13 protein-coding genes are annotated in these 14,456 nt (G+C 49.6%); 12 read left to right on the plus strand and 1 reads right to left on the minus strand.

The features are described 5' to 3' along the window. Nucleotides 1–463: 463 nt before the first annotated feature. The 8 genes from proB (at nt 464) to Q0224_RS06255 (ending at nt 7,792) form a co-directional block, all read left to right on the plus strand. Nucleotides 464–1,585 carry a glutamate 5-kinase gene (gene proB, locus Q0224_RS06220; RefSeq protein ID WP_297949919.1) on the plus strand — a complete coding sequence of 374 codons (1,122 nt, stop codon included), beginning with the start codon at nt 464–466 and terminating at the stop codon, nt 1,583–1,585. Between the two features lie 79 nt (nt 1,586–1,664). Then, nucleotides 1,665–1,856 (plus strand): hypothetical protein, encoded by a 192-nt coding sequence (locus Q0224_RS06225; protein WP_297949921.1) that lies wholly within the window; start codon nt 1,665–1,667, stop codon nt 1,854–1,856. 140 nt (nt 1,857–1,996) lie between these two features. Further along, complete coding sequence (locus Q0224_RS06230) at nt 1,997–3,256, plus strand: glutamate-5-semialdehyde dehydrogenase (protein ID WP_297949923.1); 1,260 nt, start codon at nt 1,997–1,999, stop codon at nt 3,254–3,256. Nucleotides 3,257–3,644: 388 nt separating this feature from the next. Then, nucleotides 3,645–4,388: an amino acid ABC transporter substrate-binding protein gene (locus tag Q0224_RS06235; RefSeq protein ID WP_297949925.1), complete on the plus strand. Its 744-nt coding sequence runs from the start codon at nt 3,645–3,647 to the stop codon at nt 4,386–4,388. 93 nt (nt 4,389–4,481) lie between these two features. Next, nucleotides 4,482–5,231 carry an amino acid ABC transporter substrate-binding protein gene (locus tag Q0224_RS06240; RefSeq protein ID WP_297949927.1) on the plus strand — a complete coding sequence of 250 codons (750 nt, stop codon included), beginning with the start codon at nt 4,482–4,484 and terminating at the stop codon, nt 5,229–5,231. Further along, complete coding sequence (locus Q0224_RS06245; protein ID WP_005871287.1) at nt 5,228–5,896, plus strand: amino acid ABC transporter permease; 669 nt, start codon at nt 5,228–5,230, stop codon at nt 5,894–5,896. Before Q0224_RS06240 ends, Q0224_RS06245 begins: the two co-directional genes overlap by 4 nt. Then, nucleotides 5,896–6,630 carry an amino acid ABC transporter ATP-binding protein gene (locus Q0224_RS06250; RefSeq protein ID WP_297949929.1) on the plus strand — a complete coding sequence of 245 codons (735 nt, stop codon included), beginning with the start codon at nt 5,896–5,898 and terminating at the stop codon, nt 6,628–6,630. Before Q0224_RS06245 ends, Q0224_RS06250 begins: the two co-directional genes overlap by 1 nt. Nucleotides 6,631–6,655: 25 nt before the next feature. Beyond that, a complete protein-coding gene (locus tag Q0224_RS06255; RefSeq protein WP_297949930.1) occupies nt 6,656–7,792 on the plus strand; it encodes a PLP-dependent aspartate aminotransferase family protein in 1,137 nt (378 codons plus the stop codon). A gap of 646 nt (nt 7,793–8,438) precedes the next feature. Here the strand turns inward: Q0224_RS06255 and polA are convergent. Beyond that, nucleotides 8,439–11,255, minus strand: a complete 2,817-nt coding sequence (polA, locus tag Q0224_RS06260) for a DNA polymerase I (RefSeq protein ID WP_297949931.1) — start codon at nt 11,253–11,255, stop codon at nt 8,439–8,441. Between the two features lie 145 nt (nt 11,256–11,400). On the opposite strand from polA, the gene Q0224_RS06265 reads away from it, so the two are divergent. The 4 genes from Q0224_RS06265 (at nt 11,401) to Q0224_RS06280 (ending at nt 14,404) form a co-directional block, all read left to right on the plus strand. Next, nucleotides 11,401–11,745, plus strand: a complete 345-nt coding sequence (locus tag Q0224_RS06265; protein ID WP_297949933.1) for a hypothetical protein — start codon at nt 11,401–11,403, stop codon at nt 11,743–11,745. Nucleotides 11,746–11,762: 17 nt separating this feature from the next. Then, nucleotides 11,763–12,938, plus strand: coding sequence for a peptidase M50 (locus Q0224_RS06270; RefSeq protein WP_297949935.1), 1,176 nt, complete (start codon nt 11,763–11,765; stop codon nt 12,936–12,938). Next, the gene (locus Q0224_RS06275) at nt 12,935–13,240 is read left to right on the plus strand and encodes a metal-sulfur cluster assembly factor (RefSeq protein WP_297879927.1); all 306 of its coding nucleotides are present in this window, start codon (nt 12,935–12,937) and stop codon (nt 13,238–13,240) included. Before Q0224_RS06270 ends, Q0224_RS06275 begins: the two co-directional genes overlap by 4 nt. A gap of 75 nt (nt 13,241–13,315) precedes the next feature. Then, the gene (locus tag Q0224_RS06280; RefSeq protein WP_297949937.1) at nt 13,316–14,404 is read left to right on the plus strand and encodes a hypothetical protein; all 1,089 of its coding nucleotides are present in this window, start codon (nt 13,316–13,318) and stop codon (nt 14,402–14,404) included. Nucleotides 14,405–14,456 lie beyond the last annotated feature (52 nt).

Below are 14,456 nucleotides of genomic sequence, written 5' to 3' on the forward strand. Positions count from 1 at the left end.
GCCGCAATCAAAAAAGAAGAGATAAAAAAGGCTTATTTCGGGGAGGATTATGTGGGGCCGAAGGTAGAGAACAAAGAGGATAACGTCACCAAAAAGTAGGCTAAAATGAAGAAAATTTTGCTCGTTAGCGACGACGTCGAGATGCAACTAAACCTCAACGCCGCGCTTTAGCAAGAATTCGGCAAATTTTAAGCCGGCAAAATTCACACGATAACGGGAGTCGGACTCCCGTTATGATCTTCATAGACAGACCATCTCTACGATTTATAAGAAAATTTACTACGCCAAATACGACTACTTTATAATCAAACTTTTACCCAAAAAATTTTATCTCTCGTATTTGGAAGCTGCCGAATTTTATTCGGGAATAAATTTTAACCAAAGCTCGCATCCACTCAGCTCAAAACATAAAATTTAAAATAAGCCGTTTTCGATATAATTTTCAAAAATTTCGGAGCGGAAAATGGGTAGAAAAGAGCTTCTGAGCGGCGCAAAACGTATCGTCGTAAAGATCGGTACTTCAACGCTTACCAATGCGGACGGTTCGCTAAATGAGCGGCTCATCAAAAGTCTAGTCGCGCAAATTTGCAAGCTAAAAGATGCGGGCTTTTGCGTGGCTTTGGTAAGCTCGGGCGCCGTGGGCGCGGGTATGGGGCTGCTCGGTATCGCGCAAAGACCTAAAATTTTAAGCCGCAAGCAGGCTCTAGCGGCGGTCGGACAGGTCGCACTGATGCATCTTTACGAGCGGCTATTTTGGGCGCATGACCGCATTATCGCGCAGCTGCTGTTAAGCCGAGGCGATTTTAGCGACAGAGCGCGCTATCTTAGCGTGCGAAACGTCTGCGCAGAACTGCTCTCGCGCGGCATCGTGCCGATTATCAACGAAAACGATCCCGTCGTAGCAGACGAACTGAAAGTAGGCGATAATGACACGCTAAGCGCTCTCGTTGCGGGGCTAATCGATGCGGATCTGCTCGTGATTTTAAGCGACATCGACGGGCTTTACGATAAAAATCCGAGCGAGCATACGGACGCGAAACTTTTAAGCTTTATTGAAAAAATCGACGAGCGCGTCGTCAAAATGGCAGGCGGCGAGGGCAGTAAATTCGGCACGGGCGGCATGGCGACCAAGATCGCGGCGGCGCAAATGGCAAATCAGATCGGCACTAGTCTGATCATCGCAAACGGGCGGACGGACGGGATTTTGCTTAAGATAGCGGCGGGCGAGGAGGTCGGCACCCTCTTTAGCGCGGGCGCGGCGCGACTTAGCTCGCGTAAATACTGGCTCGCATACGGCGCGATTAGCAAAGGCGCGGTGATTATCGACGCAGGGGCGGCAGAGGCGATAAAATCGGGCAAAAGCCTGCTTGCGGTCGGGATTGCCGAGGTGCGCGGCGAGTTTGAGCGCGGCGAGATCGTAAACGTCTACGCGACCGACGGCAAGCTGCTGGCGCACGGCATTAGCAACTATTCAAGCTGCGAGCTTGAGCGCATAGCGGGCGCAAAAAGCGATGAGATAGAGCATGCTTTAGGCTACAAAAGCGACGATGACGCGATCCACGCGGATAATATCGCGCTGCAATGAAATTTTAGCCGTGTTCTGTGCGTTTAAAATTTCAAACGGAAGGCGTAGATGAAAAAGATTATATTTTTTTGCACTACTCTTGGCGGGCGCGGCGTGGACGGCAAAATTTGACGAACCGGACGCCGATAAAAACGGCGAGCTAGACGTTTTTGAACTGCGCGGATATGAGCCGGCGGATTACGTAAAAGCGCTATGCGCGAATTGGAATGAGAAGGTTGGGCGTAATGCCTGGCGAGTAAGCGAAATTTTGACGCAAGAAAATCCGAAATAAAATGGCCCAAAGCGCGCTAAATTTAAGCCGTCGTGCGCGGATAAAAATAAGACGCGCAGGAATTTTAGACGCGATAGAAGCGACGCTTGCGGCATTTATATACGCAACACGCTATTTGATTTATAGATTAAGGAGCGAAAATGAACGAAATTTTAGAGATCTGTAAGCGCGCAAAGGCCGCTTGCGGCGAGCTTTTGAGACTTGGTAGCAAGGCTAAATTTGAAATTTTAAACGCCGTGGCGGACGAGCTGCTCGCGCAAAAGGATGCGATAAAAGCGGCAAACGCCAAAGACCTTGCAAATGGCGAGAGATCAGGCTTGAACGCAGCGCTGCTAGACCGTCTAAGGCTAACCGACGCCCGTATCGAGGCGATGGCGCAGGGCGTGCGCGAAGTGGCGGGATTTGCAGAGGTCGTGGGCGAAAATCTAGGCGGCTGGAGCCATCCAAACGGCATGCAAATCAGCCGCGTGCGCGTGCCACTGGGTGTGCTCGGCATCATCTACGAGAGCCGTCCAAACGTCAGTATCGACGCGGCGGCTCTGGCGCTAAAAAGCGGCAATGCAGCGATCCTGCGAGGCAGTGCAAGCGCGCTAAATTCAAACATCTTTTTAGTAAATTTATTTAACGAAGCCGGGGCGAAATTTGGCTTACCGACGGGTGCAGTGCAGCTCGTGGAGAGCGCCGAACGCGAAGTAGTGGCGAAAATGGCGAAAATGAGCGAGTATATCGACGTTTTGATACCGCGCGGCGGCAAGAGCTTAAAAGATTTTATCGCGCAAAACGCGACCGTACCGATCATCATGACGGGTGAGGGAGTTTGCCACATCTTTGTCGATGAGAGCGCAAATTTGAGCGAAGCGGCAAAGATAATCAAAAACGCCAAAACCCAGCGCCCTAGCGTCTGCAACGCCGTAGAGTGCGTGCTTTTGCATGAGCGCGTGGCGGGCGAAATTTTGCCTGAGCTTGTGCGCGAAATGCCAGAGGTCGAGTTTCGCGTGAGTTCGGAGCTTTTTAATGCGTGCGAGTCGGAGTTGCGAGGCGCAAAAAACGTCAAAACGGCTAGCGAGAGCGACTTTGGCGCCGAGTTTTTGGATCTCGTGCTAGCCGTGCGCGCCGTGCGGGATACGGGTGAGGCGATCAGCTTTATAAACGCGCATTCTAGCGGCCATTCGGACGCGATTTTAAGCGCCGATTATGCAAACATCGAGCGGTTTTTAAACGAGGTCGGTAGCGCGGTCGTCTACGCCAACGCTTCGACGCGTTTTAGCGACGGCAGCGAGTTTGGATTCGGCGGCGAGATCGGCATCAGCACGCAAAAGCTGCACGCCAGAGGGCCGATGGGGGTGAGGGAGCTCACGACCTACAAATACGTCGTCCGCGGAGGCGGACAAATTCGTTAGCGGCTCGTCTTTTTCTAAAAGGCTTATCTTGCGAGCGCTTTTGAGAGAAATTTTGCTTCTCTTGCGCTCGCAACTGCAAGCAGAAGTCTAGCTTGCGCAAAATTTTAGCTTCTAACTCAAAAAAATCGCCTCGAAATACTTGCAAATTTTATTTTGTATCGCAGGCCAAATTCGGTCTGCGATACTTTTATCAAATAAACTTGAAATTTTATAAATCACCTCTGTCAGAATTTTAAAAATATATGACGCTAAAGCTTTGCCATACAGGCGAAATTTTGTATCACGTCTTACTAAAATTTAAAATTTTTAATAAAAATTATATATTCCGCACGATATAATCGCGCATCTGCTCGCAGCGCGAGCGATAGCTAAATTTCAAGGAGATGTAATGAAAATATTTAAAGCCCTGCTCGCAACAGCGCTGATCACCGCCACCATAAGCGCTAAGACGCTCAAAGAGGGCACGCTCGTAATAGCCACAGAGGGGACTTACTCGCCGTATTCTTTCTATGACGAGAAAAATAATCTTACCGGCTTTGATGTCGATATCGCTCGCGCACTAGCAAAAGAGCTAGGGCTAAAGGCGGAATTTTTAACCGCGCCGTGGGATGCGATGCTCGCGGCATTTGACGCAGGCAAAGCAGACATAGCGATGAATCAAGTAAGCATCACGCAGGAGCGCAAGAAAAAATATAATTTCAGCGAGCCTTATACCGTGGCTTATGCTGCGCTAGTAGTGCGAGCTGACAATGAAGGGATTAAGAGTTTTGCGGATCTTAAAGGCAAAAAAAGCGTCCACTCCGCTACCAGTAACTGGGCTGACATGGCGCGCAGCTATGGCGCCGAGATCGTTACAGCAGACGGATTTAGCAAGGGCGTGGAGCTTATCATAGCTCGTCGCGCAGACGCTACGATCAACGACAACATCACATTTTTCGACTATATGAAGCAGCGCCCAAACGCCCCGCTAAAGATCGCAGCTCAAGGCAATGAGCCGATCTATTCCGCCGTGCTGCTTAAAAAGGACGACGAGCTGACGGCGCAGATAAATTCCGCGCTAAAATCGCTAAAGCAAAAAGGCGTGCTGAAAGAAATTTCACTTAAATATTTTGGCAAAGACATTACGGAATAAATTCTACGACCGCTTAGTTGAAGCGTGGAATTTTAAACTTAGCTGAGCGGAATTTTGCATTTTAAATTTCGCTCATAAAATTTTGGAGGAATTATGAAAAATTTAATAAAAACTTTGCTTGCGTGCGCGCTTTTAATATGCGGCGCAAACTCTAAAACACTACGCGAAGGCACGCTTAAAGTAGCTACGGAAGGCACCTTTTCGCCATTTTCGTATTATAACGACAAAAATGAGCTCGTAGGATACGACGTAGATGTCGCGCGCGCAGTCGCCGAAAAGCTTGGTCTAAAAATAGAATTTCTAACCGCGCCTTGGGATGCGATGCTTGCAGCATTTGATGCAGGCAAGGCAGACGCTGTGTTTAATCAAGTAAGCATTACTGATGAGCGCAAGAAAAAATATGAGTATTCTGTGCCCTACACCGTCGTTTACGGAGCTATTATCGTGCATAAAGATAACAACGACATTAAAAGCTTCGAGGATTTAAAAGGCAAGAAAAATGCAGACTCCGCTACCAGCAACTGGGCACAAGTCGCTAAAAAATACGGCGCGCAAAACGTAACTGTAGATAGTTTCGCTAAAAGTATGGAGCTGCTGATCGCTCGCCGCGTAGATACCGTCGTGCGCGATAATACCGTATTTTACGACTTTTTAAAACAACGTCCGGACGCTCCGATTAAGATCGCCGCAAAGCTAAAAGACGTCGATTATAGCGCTGCGATCGTGCAGAAGGGCAATAAAGAGCTCGCAGATCAAATCAGCAAAGCCTTAAACGAACTCAAAGCCGAAGGCAGGCTAAAAGAAATTTCGCTTAAATATTTCGGCAAAGATGTGAGTGAATGAACGAAACAAGCAGAATTCTAGAGCTTGTTAGCAGCTCGCTAGAGCCGATGGCGCTAGCCCTGCTGCAAGTTACGATCCCGCTTACGATAATCTCATTTCTGCTCGGGCTCGTGCTTGCGGTGCTGACGGCGGTCGCACGCATCGCAAATTTTAAAATTTTAAAGCAGCTAAGCGAAATTTATATTTGGATTTTTCGCGGCACTCCGCTTTTGGTGCAGCTTTTTATCGTCTATTTCGGACTTCCAATCGTTGGGATCACACTTGATGTTTGGGCTGCTGCGATCATTACCTTTAGCCTCAATATCGGCGCTTACGCTTCAGAGGCGGTGCGAGCTGCGATCCTATCAGTGCCAAAGGGACAATGGGAGGCGGCTACCTCTTTAGGCATGAGCTACGCTCAAATTCTGCGCCGCATTATTGCTCCGCAAGCAGCGCGCATATCGCTGCCGCCGCTATCAAATATATTTATCTCTACGCTTAAAGATACCTCGCTCGTAGCCTCGATTACGATGGTTGATATGTTTATGGTCGCTCAACGTATCGCCGCACGGGCATTCGATCCGCTTACGCTATACGTGCTGGCGGCGCTATTTTATCTAGCAGTCTGCACCCTTCTTACGTTCTTGCAATCCAAGTTAGAGCGACGATTTTCAAGGTTCGTGTGATGATAAAATTTACGAACTTAACTAAGCGCTTCGGCGATCACGTCGTGCTAAATGGGCTAAGCTTAGAATTTCGCGACGGGCAAACGACAGTGATTTTAGGAAGCTCCGGCTCCGGCAAATCTACGATGCTGCGCTGCATAAATCTGCTCGAAATTCCAAGCGGCGGCGAGCTACAGCTAGGCGAGTTTAAGATAAATTTCGATGCTCCGCATAAAACAAGCGAATATCATCCATTCCGCGCGCATACGGGCATGGTTTTTCAAAGCTTCAATCTCTTTCCGCACCTCAACGTCTTGCAAAACGTCATCGAAGCACCCGTACACGTGCTAAAGCAGCCACGCGAGCTTGCCGAGGCAAATGCAATGGCTCTACTAAAAAAGGTCGGCATGGCGGATAAAGCTGGCGCGTATCCGGCTCGCCTCTCCGGCGGTCAGAGCCAGCGCGTGGCGATCGCGCGAGCGCTTGCGATGCAGCCTGAGTTTTTGCTGCTGGATGAGCCTACGAGTGCGCTTGATCCCGAGCTTGAGGCGCAGGTGCTAAAGACTATAGCCGAGCTTGCCGCAGAGGATCGCTCGCTTATCATCGTCACGCACAATATGGGCTTTGCACGCAAGATCGCAGATAGAATTTTATTCTTAGACGGCGGAGTTATCGCATTCGACGGCGACGCAGAGGAATTCTTCGGTAGCGGCGACGAGCGCATAGCTAAATTTATCGGAGCGATGAGCTTTTAAATCCATTAAATTTTAAGGAGAAAAGATGAAAATAGATACCCTAATCGTAAAGGGCATAGAGGCTAAGTCCAACCCTCACAACGCGGTGATTCCGCCGATATATCTAGCCAGCACCTTCGTGCAAGAAAGCCTGGATGATTTCGGCAAATACGCCTATTCACGCGGCGCAAATCCTACGCGCAACGCCTTCGAGGAACTTTTCGCAAAATTTGAAGGCAGCAAATACGCCTTCGCGCTAGCCTCGGGAATGGCGGCTACGAGCGCTGCGTTTGCGCTGCTTAAAAGCGGCGATCGCGTGCTGCTAAATAATAACGTCTACGGTGGCACCTATCGCTACGTAAGCGGGATTTTTAAAAATCAAGGGATCAATTACGACTTGGTGGACGATCTAAATTTGATGACCGAAATTCCAAGCGACGTTAAAATGGTCTTCATCGAAACGCCCTCAAATCCGCTTTTGCGCGTAACCGACATTGAGCGCATCAGCGAGCTCGCGCATAAAAACGGCGCGCTTGTGGTGATGGATAATACCTTCTTAACCCCGTATTATCAGCGCCCGCTAGAGCACGGCGCAGACGTCGTAGTTTATAGCGCGACCAAATACATAGGCGGGCATGCCGATCTGATCGCCGGCATCGTTACGACGAATGACGACGAGCTTGCCGCAAGAATTCAGTTTATGAAAAACACTCTGGGCGCGACGCTATCGCCTACCGACGCGTATTCGCTCATACGCGGGCTTAAAACACTAAGCGTGCGCTTCGACCGTCAGAGCGAAAATACGCTAAAGATAATAGAATTTTTACGCGGCAATCCTGCGGTAGAGGCGGTAAATTTCGCAGGCTCGCATTCTGAGAGCGAGAAAAAGATACAAGATCGCCAAGCCAGCGGCATCGGAGCGGTCATCTCGCTGGTACTTAAGCCGCAATACGACTATAAAACCTTTGCGCGCAGCCTTGAGCTATTTGATCTAGCCGTGAGCCTGGGCGGCGTAGAGAGCCTGATCTGCCACCCCGCGTCGATGACGCATGAGAGCTATCCGCGCGAGCTGCAAGAGCGCATCGGCATCAGTCAAAATTTGCTGCGCCTAGCCATAGGCATCGAAAACGCCGACGATCTCATAGCAGACCTTACCGCCGCGCTAGAAAAATCTAAAAAATAGGCGGCGCGAAATTTGCGCAAGCTCGCGAAATTTCTATACAGGCTTGTAAAATTTACGCGAGCGCGCAGAATTCATGCCAAAATTTAGTCCGAAATCCTTATAGCTTCGCTCGTGAAGCTATAAGGGCGCCGGTTTTTACGGACCGGCACGCAGGGTGGGTTTAAAAAGACCTCCTACCGCTCATTTCATTTTCTAAAAATTCCTTTTCGCAAAACCTATGTCTATTTTCTCGCGGGCTAAATTTTGTATGAATTTTCACTCGTTAAATTTCACGAGGGACGCGGCTTTGCGTAAAATTTAAATTTAAAAATTCTGCCACTACGGCGTTGAAATGAAATTTTAATTTATATGCACGGCAAGATTTATCCAGACCTCTTGTTAAAACACATCGTTTAAATTTAATTTGGATAAATCTATCTAACCGCCGTTTGATATTGCCGAGTGGGGAGCTTAAATTTAATCAAAATTTTAAAGACGGCGGCGGATCTGTGCCCCACCGCGCCAGCTATTTGCAATCGCTCGGTTTAAAATTTGATGAGCCAAATTTTAAACTGGACAAATTTAAGCCCCGTCCTGCTCAAAATTTAAAATTTCGCGCCGTTTAAATTTCGCTTAAAATTTTAGCCGCGTTTTAAATTTAGCGTAGCTACTTCAGCTCGCCCCAGCGCTTGGCGATGTTTAGGCTCGTCTTTAAGGGCACGTTCAGGCTCGCCGCACTTTGCATAATCTCTTGCGCGCGCTCGCCGAAGCTCTGCGCCGCCTCGTCCCGCACCTCGAAAATCAGCTCATCGTGGATCTGCAATATCAGCCGCGCTTCGCCACTTAGCAGCGGCGAAATCTCAACCATCGCCTTTTTGATGATGTCGGCGGCGGAGCCTTGAAATTTCGTATTCACCGCCTCGCGCTCGTAACTCGCATAGACCATGTTGTTGCGCGCGTTTGCGAAGTCGAAATAGCGCCTGCGCCCAAAAAGCGTGCTTACGTAGCCGTCCTCTTTCGCGTCTGATTTTATGCTTTGCAAAAAATCCTTGATCGTAGAAAACGCCGCGAAATAGCGCTCGATATAGCCCTTCGCCTCGGCGCGCGCGATGCCTAGGCTGTCGCTTAGCTTGCCCGCGCCCATGCCGTAGATGAGGCCGAAATTTATACTCTTTGCGATCGTGCGGTGCGCGGGCTGCGCGTCGCCGAAAATACTGATCGCGGTGCGCGCGTGAATGTCCTCATCCGCCCTAAACGCCGCCAAAAGCGCAGGATCGCGCGAAAAGTGCGCGAGCAGGCGCAGCTCGATCTGCGAGTAATCAAGCGAGATCAGCGAGTAGCCTTCGTCTGCTAGGAAGCAGTCTCGCACGTCCTTCGCAAAGGTGCCGCGCGCAGGGATATTTTGCAGGTTCGGATTTTTGCTCGCTAGCCGCCCGGTAGCCGTGCCGGTCTGCAAGAAATTCGATCTGACGCGGTTTTGCGGATCGGCAAGAGCAAGCTGTAGCAGCGGCTCGCAGTAGGTGCTTTGCAGCTTAAACAGCTCGCGGTAGTCTAAAATTTTATCCACCGCGGGATGTAGCGCGGTAAGATCCTTCAGCACGCTTTCGTCGGTGCTATAGCCCGTCTTTGTGCGCTTCGCCGCAGGAAGCCCGAGCCGCTCAAAAAGCACGACGCCGAGCTGAGCGGGAGAGTTGATATTAAACTGCTCGCCGCAAAGCTCATAAATTTCATCCGTGAGCGCTCGTAGGGACTTTTCGTTGCGCCCGATTAGGCGCTTTATCATCTCCGCGTCGATCTTGATGCCGCATCTTTGCATCTGCCAAAGCACCCGCACGAACGGAAACTCAAGCTCCTGCGCGAGCTTAAAAAGCGCGGGTTCGAGCAGCTGTTTGAGCTTAAAATACAACCTCAGCGTCACCCACGCATCCTCGCTCGCATAGATCGTAGCGGCGTCCAGCTCCACGGAGGCGAAGGTCTCGCCCTTTTTGACGACGTCGCCGAAATGCACGGTCTCATACCCAAGATACCGCGGCGAGATAGAGTCCATCCCCACGGCGTTTGCGGGATCGAGCAGCCACGCTAGCACCATCGTATCGGCAAAACGCGCAGGCGGTTCGATATTAAAATTATTTTTCACGATCTCAAAATCGTATTTTAAATTTTGCCCCACGACATATCCGCGAAACAGCGAGCCGATCGCAGCCTTTGCCGCGTCCGAAGAAATTTGAGCAGGAGCGCCCAAATAGCTGTGCGCGAGCGGGACATAATAAGCGCGCTCCTCATTAAACGCAAACGAAAAGCCCACGATCTTGGCGCTCTTGCTATCGACGCTAGTGGTTTCCGTATCGAAGCTCACCAAGGTCTCGGCGCTGACGCCTTCGCACAGCCTTGCAAGCTCCGCGGCATCGGTAATGCAAATGGGCTCAAAGGGCGTTTTAAAAGCGCTCTCGGAATTTTGTCCGATTGAAGAGGAGCCGCCTGAGATAGAATTTTGCCCGTCTAGCCCCCCTACTGCAGCGTCCAAGATAGAGCCGCCGCGAGACGGCTCTGCGCCGGAGCCTTTGCCGCCCGCGCCCAAAACGGAGCTTTTTGCGCCCATGCCTTTGCCCTCGCTCCAAAGATCAAGCCCGTTTTGCTCCTGCAAGCTTAACGCCGAAAGAAGCCTATTTAGCGCGTAGTCTTTTAAAATTTCGCGGATTTTAAAAAGCGGATTTTGCTGCGGAAATTTCGCGTCCTCTAAAGGCGGGATTTCCAGCTCGTCGTAAAGCGTAGCCAGGCGCTTGCTTATGTAGGCGCTCTGCTTTCCCTCTATCAGATACTCGCGCTGTTTGTTCTGCGGCAGGCGGTCTAAATTTGAATAGATCCCATCGAGCGAGCCCCATTCGTCTAAAAGCTTCTTCGCTCCCTTGTCGCCGATGCCCCGCACGCCCGGGATATTATCGGCGCTGTCGCCGCAGATCGCTAAAAAATCCACGATCTGCTCGGGATAGACGCCGTAGCGCTGCAAGCACTCCTCTCTGCCGTAAAGCATCTTTTTGCTGTGGCTGTAAATTTTAACGTTTTCGCCGATGAGCTGATACAGGTCCTTGTCGGAGGTAACGATGTTGATTTTATGCGTGGCGCCGTGCTTTTTGACGACGCTTGCGATGAGATCGTCCGCCTCGTAGCCCTCGCGTCCGAGCGAGTAAAGCCCCATCTTTTCGATCATCTCGATGCAGACGGGCAGCTGTTGCAAAAGCGCGGGCGGCGGGGCTTGGCGGTTGGTTTTGTAGTTGGGATCGATATCCGAGCGGAAGGTCTTGCCCTTGCTATCCAGAGCGAAAATTATATAATCGCTCTTAAATTCCTTCGAAAGATTTGCGATGAAGCTCGCAAATCCGCTCACCATGCCGCTGGGTTTGCCGTCTTTGGTCTTAAGCCCGCTCATAGCGTAGTAGAGCCTGAAAAAAAAGCCGAACGTATCGATGATCGTGATGGTCTGCATAATGAGTCCTCGGATTTAGAATTTTAACGCGTAGTGTATTAAAATTCGGCTAAATTTACAAATTCCGAATAGGACTTGACCTACCTCATTTCAAAATTTTAAAATTTGCTATATAATCGCGCGAAATTTTAAAAAAGGATCAAGTATGGATTTTTTCACAGACTGGCAGGAGTTCGACGCGGCGGGCGCTACGGTGAAATTTTATAAAAAATCGCAAGGCGGCGTGGAGTACATCGGCTTTGATTCGCGCAAATGCATCCCGCCCGAGCCGATGGTAAATGCATTGGTGGCGCTAAATTTCGTAAAAGACGAAACCAAAAAGGTCGTCATGGTCAATCATAAATTCCCGATGGGGCTGATCCCGAAGATCGAGTCTAAATTTGACATTGCACGCGAGGATCTGGACGGCGACGCGGTCAAGCTCACCATCAGCCTAAAACCGGGCGCGGTCAATGAGGGCTTCGATACCGATGCGAAGTGCCACGGCTAAAGGACTTTAAAATTTAGATGAATATCACGACATTTTCGCCGCCGTTTCGCATCGTAGGCGGCTATTTCATCTGCGGCTTTATCTTTTTGCTGTTAAGCGCGGCGAGCTTTTTAAAGGCGGATTTCGGCGTGATCCAAGCGCCGCAGACGGCGAGCTTTTTTCACGTATTTTTGCTGGGTTTCGTAATCAGCATAATCATCGGAGCACTCTATCAGCTTACTTCGGTCATTATCCAAAAGGAATTTTTTACCGTCAAATTTGCGTTTTTAAATCTCCTCGCCTACGGCGCGGGCGTGGCTCTGCTAAGCGCGGGGTTGCTGCTTTCAAGCATCCCTTTGATGCACGCAGGCGGCACCGTTTTGCTGCTTAGCCTATTTTATTTTACGATCTGCTACGCGCTAAGCTTCATCGGCACGCCCAAATGGAGCTTCCCCGCCGTAGCGCTTGCGATCTCGGCTGCGTTTTTAGCCGTAGGGGTCAGCCTTGGCTTTGCCCTCGTGCTAGCGCTTAGCGGCGTGGAGATTTTCGGAGTGTATTTTTCAGAAATTTTATCCTATCACATATACTTCGTGCTGGGCTTCGTGTTTTTCGTCATCGTAGGCGCTGCGTGCGTGCTGCTGCCGATGTTTAGCCTGGCGCACGATCTAAGCTTCGCGCTAGCAAAAGCTTCACTGGCGCTGTATCTGCTCGCAGGACCGTTTTTGTTAAAAGATTTTGGAATTTTCATCGCATTTGCCGCGCTTGCGAGCTTTGCGGCTCAGGCGATCTATATCCTAGCCAGGCGCGTGCGAAAAGTGATCGATTATTGGAATTTAAACGTCTATATCTCGCTGGCGGCTTTGGGATTTAGCGCGGCATTTTGGCTAATGGGTCGCGCGGATACGGCGGCGTTTGGGCTGCTATACGGCTTTTTGTTCGCCTTCATCGTCGCGCACCTTTATAAAATCGCGCCCTTTCTCATCTGGTATCACTACGTCTCGCCCTTCGTCGGCAAGCGCAAAATCCCTATGCTTGAGGATATGATAATCAAAAAGATCGCCTATGCAGCCTGCGCGCCGAACGTCTTAGCGCTTGCATGCGCGGGCCTTGGAGCGCTAACGCCTGCGGTTATCTTGCAAGCGGCAAGCATAATTTTGGTGCTAATCAACATCGTAAATATCTTTAACTACATAAAATTTGGAGAGGAAAAATGAAAGTAACGAAGGAGCAAATTTACGACGCACTTCGCGCCGTGGTGGACCCCGAGGTGGGCTTTGACGTCGTGTCGCTGGGGCTCATCTACGACGTAGCGGTAGATGAGGCGAACAACGCCAAAGTCACGATGACGCTATCGACTCAGTCGTGCCCGCTGCATGAGATGATGGTGGAATGGGTGCGCGCGGGTGCCGAGAGCGTGGAGGGTATCGGTGAGGTGGAGATCGATCTCGTCTTTGAGCCGATGTGGAATATCGATATGGCAGAGGATCACGTCAAAGAAGCGCTTGGTAGATTTTAAGCAGCTTTGCCGCGCCCAGTAGTTTAAGCTTTGAAATTCTAAAATTAGATTTCAAATTTATACCTAGGGGCTACTATGAAAAAATTTACCGACGGCAAGAAAGAAATTCTACTTCAAACGCAAGGGCTTAGTTTGATTTCAAAGACGTTACAAAACGACAAAGAAAGGCTGAGCTCTAAAGAATTCGCAAACCACGATGCTCTGCAAAAAGCTTTCGTAAAAAAGCAAGTTGATGCCCTAAAAAAGGGCTTCATCTACGAAAACAAAGAAGCAAAATTCGGCGAGGCAATAGCGCATGCCTATATTGGCGGCGGATACAGCGGGGCGCTTGGATTTGCCGAGTTTGAGGATAAATTTTACGTCTATAAATGTAATTTTGACGAGCACGGCTGCGATTATTTAATCGTGCTGGACGGCGAGCTAAAAACTCTTGCGCAAATTGAGCTACCAAAAATTTTAGCATGGAAAATGACTGCTACCGAAAAAGCTTTAGTGCTTGATTTGGATCACGAATTCTTTCTTTTTGACGGAGAGAAATTCAGCAGGCTTTTTGAAGCCTGGGGTATCATAGGAGGAGGCTTTAGCTCTGCTCTAAGCGGCAACGGCGAAATTCTAGCCTGCAGCACGGATGGAATTTTAGCTTTCGGAAGCGACAAGAAGCTAAATTTTAAAACGGAATTTTCTGCAAAAGCAATAGGCTTCGGCAATAAAATTTGCGTAGCCTGTGGGGATGAAGGTGGCAAAAATATCGCTAGGCTCTACCGCCTAAAAGACTTCGCCGAGCTTTGCCGTATCGAATGCGACGTAGGTTATATCCACTCCCTAAACGTGGGGCTTATCAAAAATGACGCGATTTTGGTCGTAAATAACGGCTTTGATGAGCTGTATTTTTGGGACGTCGCAAGCAAAAAGCGTCTAAGCGTACCAAAAAGCTTGCCAAGAAGCGTAATGAGGTTTGCCGCAAACAATCAAATCTTTCTTACGTATTTTTATGGCAGGTTTAAAGCATTCAGCTTGGAGGATTTTCGCCTCTTAGGTGAGTTTGAGTGCGAGCACTGCGTCAAAACTGCTGCTATTAAAATCTCAGGCGAGCGCCTTTACGTCCGCACCGACTACGGATTTTTTAGCATTTATTATTTAGCCGAGAATGGAATTAAAATTTAAAAAGCGCTATTGATAGGGATTTATCGCCCGCTTCAAGCTCATAAAATTAAAC

The organism is uncultured Campylobacter sp. (assembly GCF_938002845.1).
Lineage (GTDB): Bacteria > Campylobacterota > Campylobacteria > Campylobacterales > Campylobacteraceae > Campylobacter_B.

Excerpts from the sequence above, each read along its gene's own strand:
- proB (WP_297949919.1), top strand. The coding sequence starts at position 464 with ATGGGTAGAAAAGAGCTTCTGAGCGGCGCAAAACGTATCGTCGTAAAG.
- Q0224_RS06230 (WP_297949923.1), top strand. The coding sequence starts at position 1,997 with ATGAACGAAATTTTAGAGATCTGTAAGCGCGCAAAGGCCGCTTGCGGC.
- Q0224_RS06235 (WP_297949925.1), top strand. The coding sequence starts at position 3,645 with ATGAAAATATTTAAAGCCCTGCTCGCAACAGCGCTGATCACCGCCACC.
- Q0224_RS06240 (WP_297949927.1), top strand. The coding sequence starts at position 4,482 with ATGAAAAATTTAATAAAAACTTTGCTTGCGTGCGCGCTTTTAATATGC.
- Q0224_RS06245 (WP_005871287.1), top strand. The coding sequence starts at position 5,228 with ATGAACGAAACAAGCAGAATTCTAGAGCTTGTTAGCAGCTCGCTAGAG.
- Q0224_RS06250 (WP_297949929.1), top strand. The coding sequence starts at position 5,896 with ATGATAAAATTTACGAACTTAACTAAGCGCTTCGGCGATCACGTCGTG.
- Q0224_RS06255 (WP_297949930.1), top strand. The coding sequence starts at position 6,656 with ATGAAAATAGATACCCTAATCGTAAAGGGCATAGAGGCTAAGTCCAAC.
- polA (WP_297949931.1), bottom strand. The coding sequence starts at position 11,255 with ATGCAGACCATCACGATCATCGATACGTTCGGCTTTTTTTTCAGGCTC.
- Q0224_RS06265 (WP_297949933.1), top strand. The coding sequence starts at position 11,401 with ATGGATTTTTTCACAGACTGGCAGGAGTTCGACGCGGCGGGCGCTACG.
- Q0224_RS06270 (WP_297949935.1), top strand. The coding sequence starts at position 11,763 with ATGAATATCACGACATTTTCGCCGCCGTTTCGCATCGTAGGCGGCTAT.
- Q0224_RS06275 (WP_297879927.1), top strand. The coding sequence starts at position 12,935 with ATGAAAGTAACGAAGGAGCAAATTTACGACGCACTTCGCGCCGTGGTG.
- Q0224_RS06280 (WP_297949937.1), top strand. The coding sequence starts at position 13,316 with ATGAAAAAATTTACCGACGGCAAGAAAGAAATTCTACTTCAAACGCAA.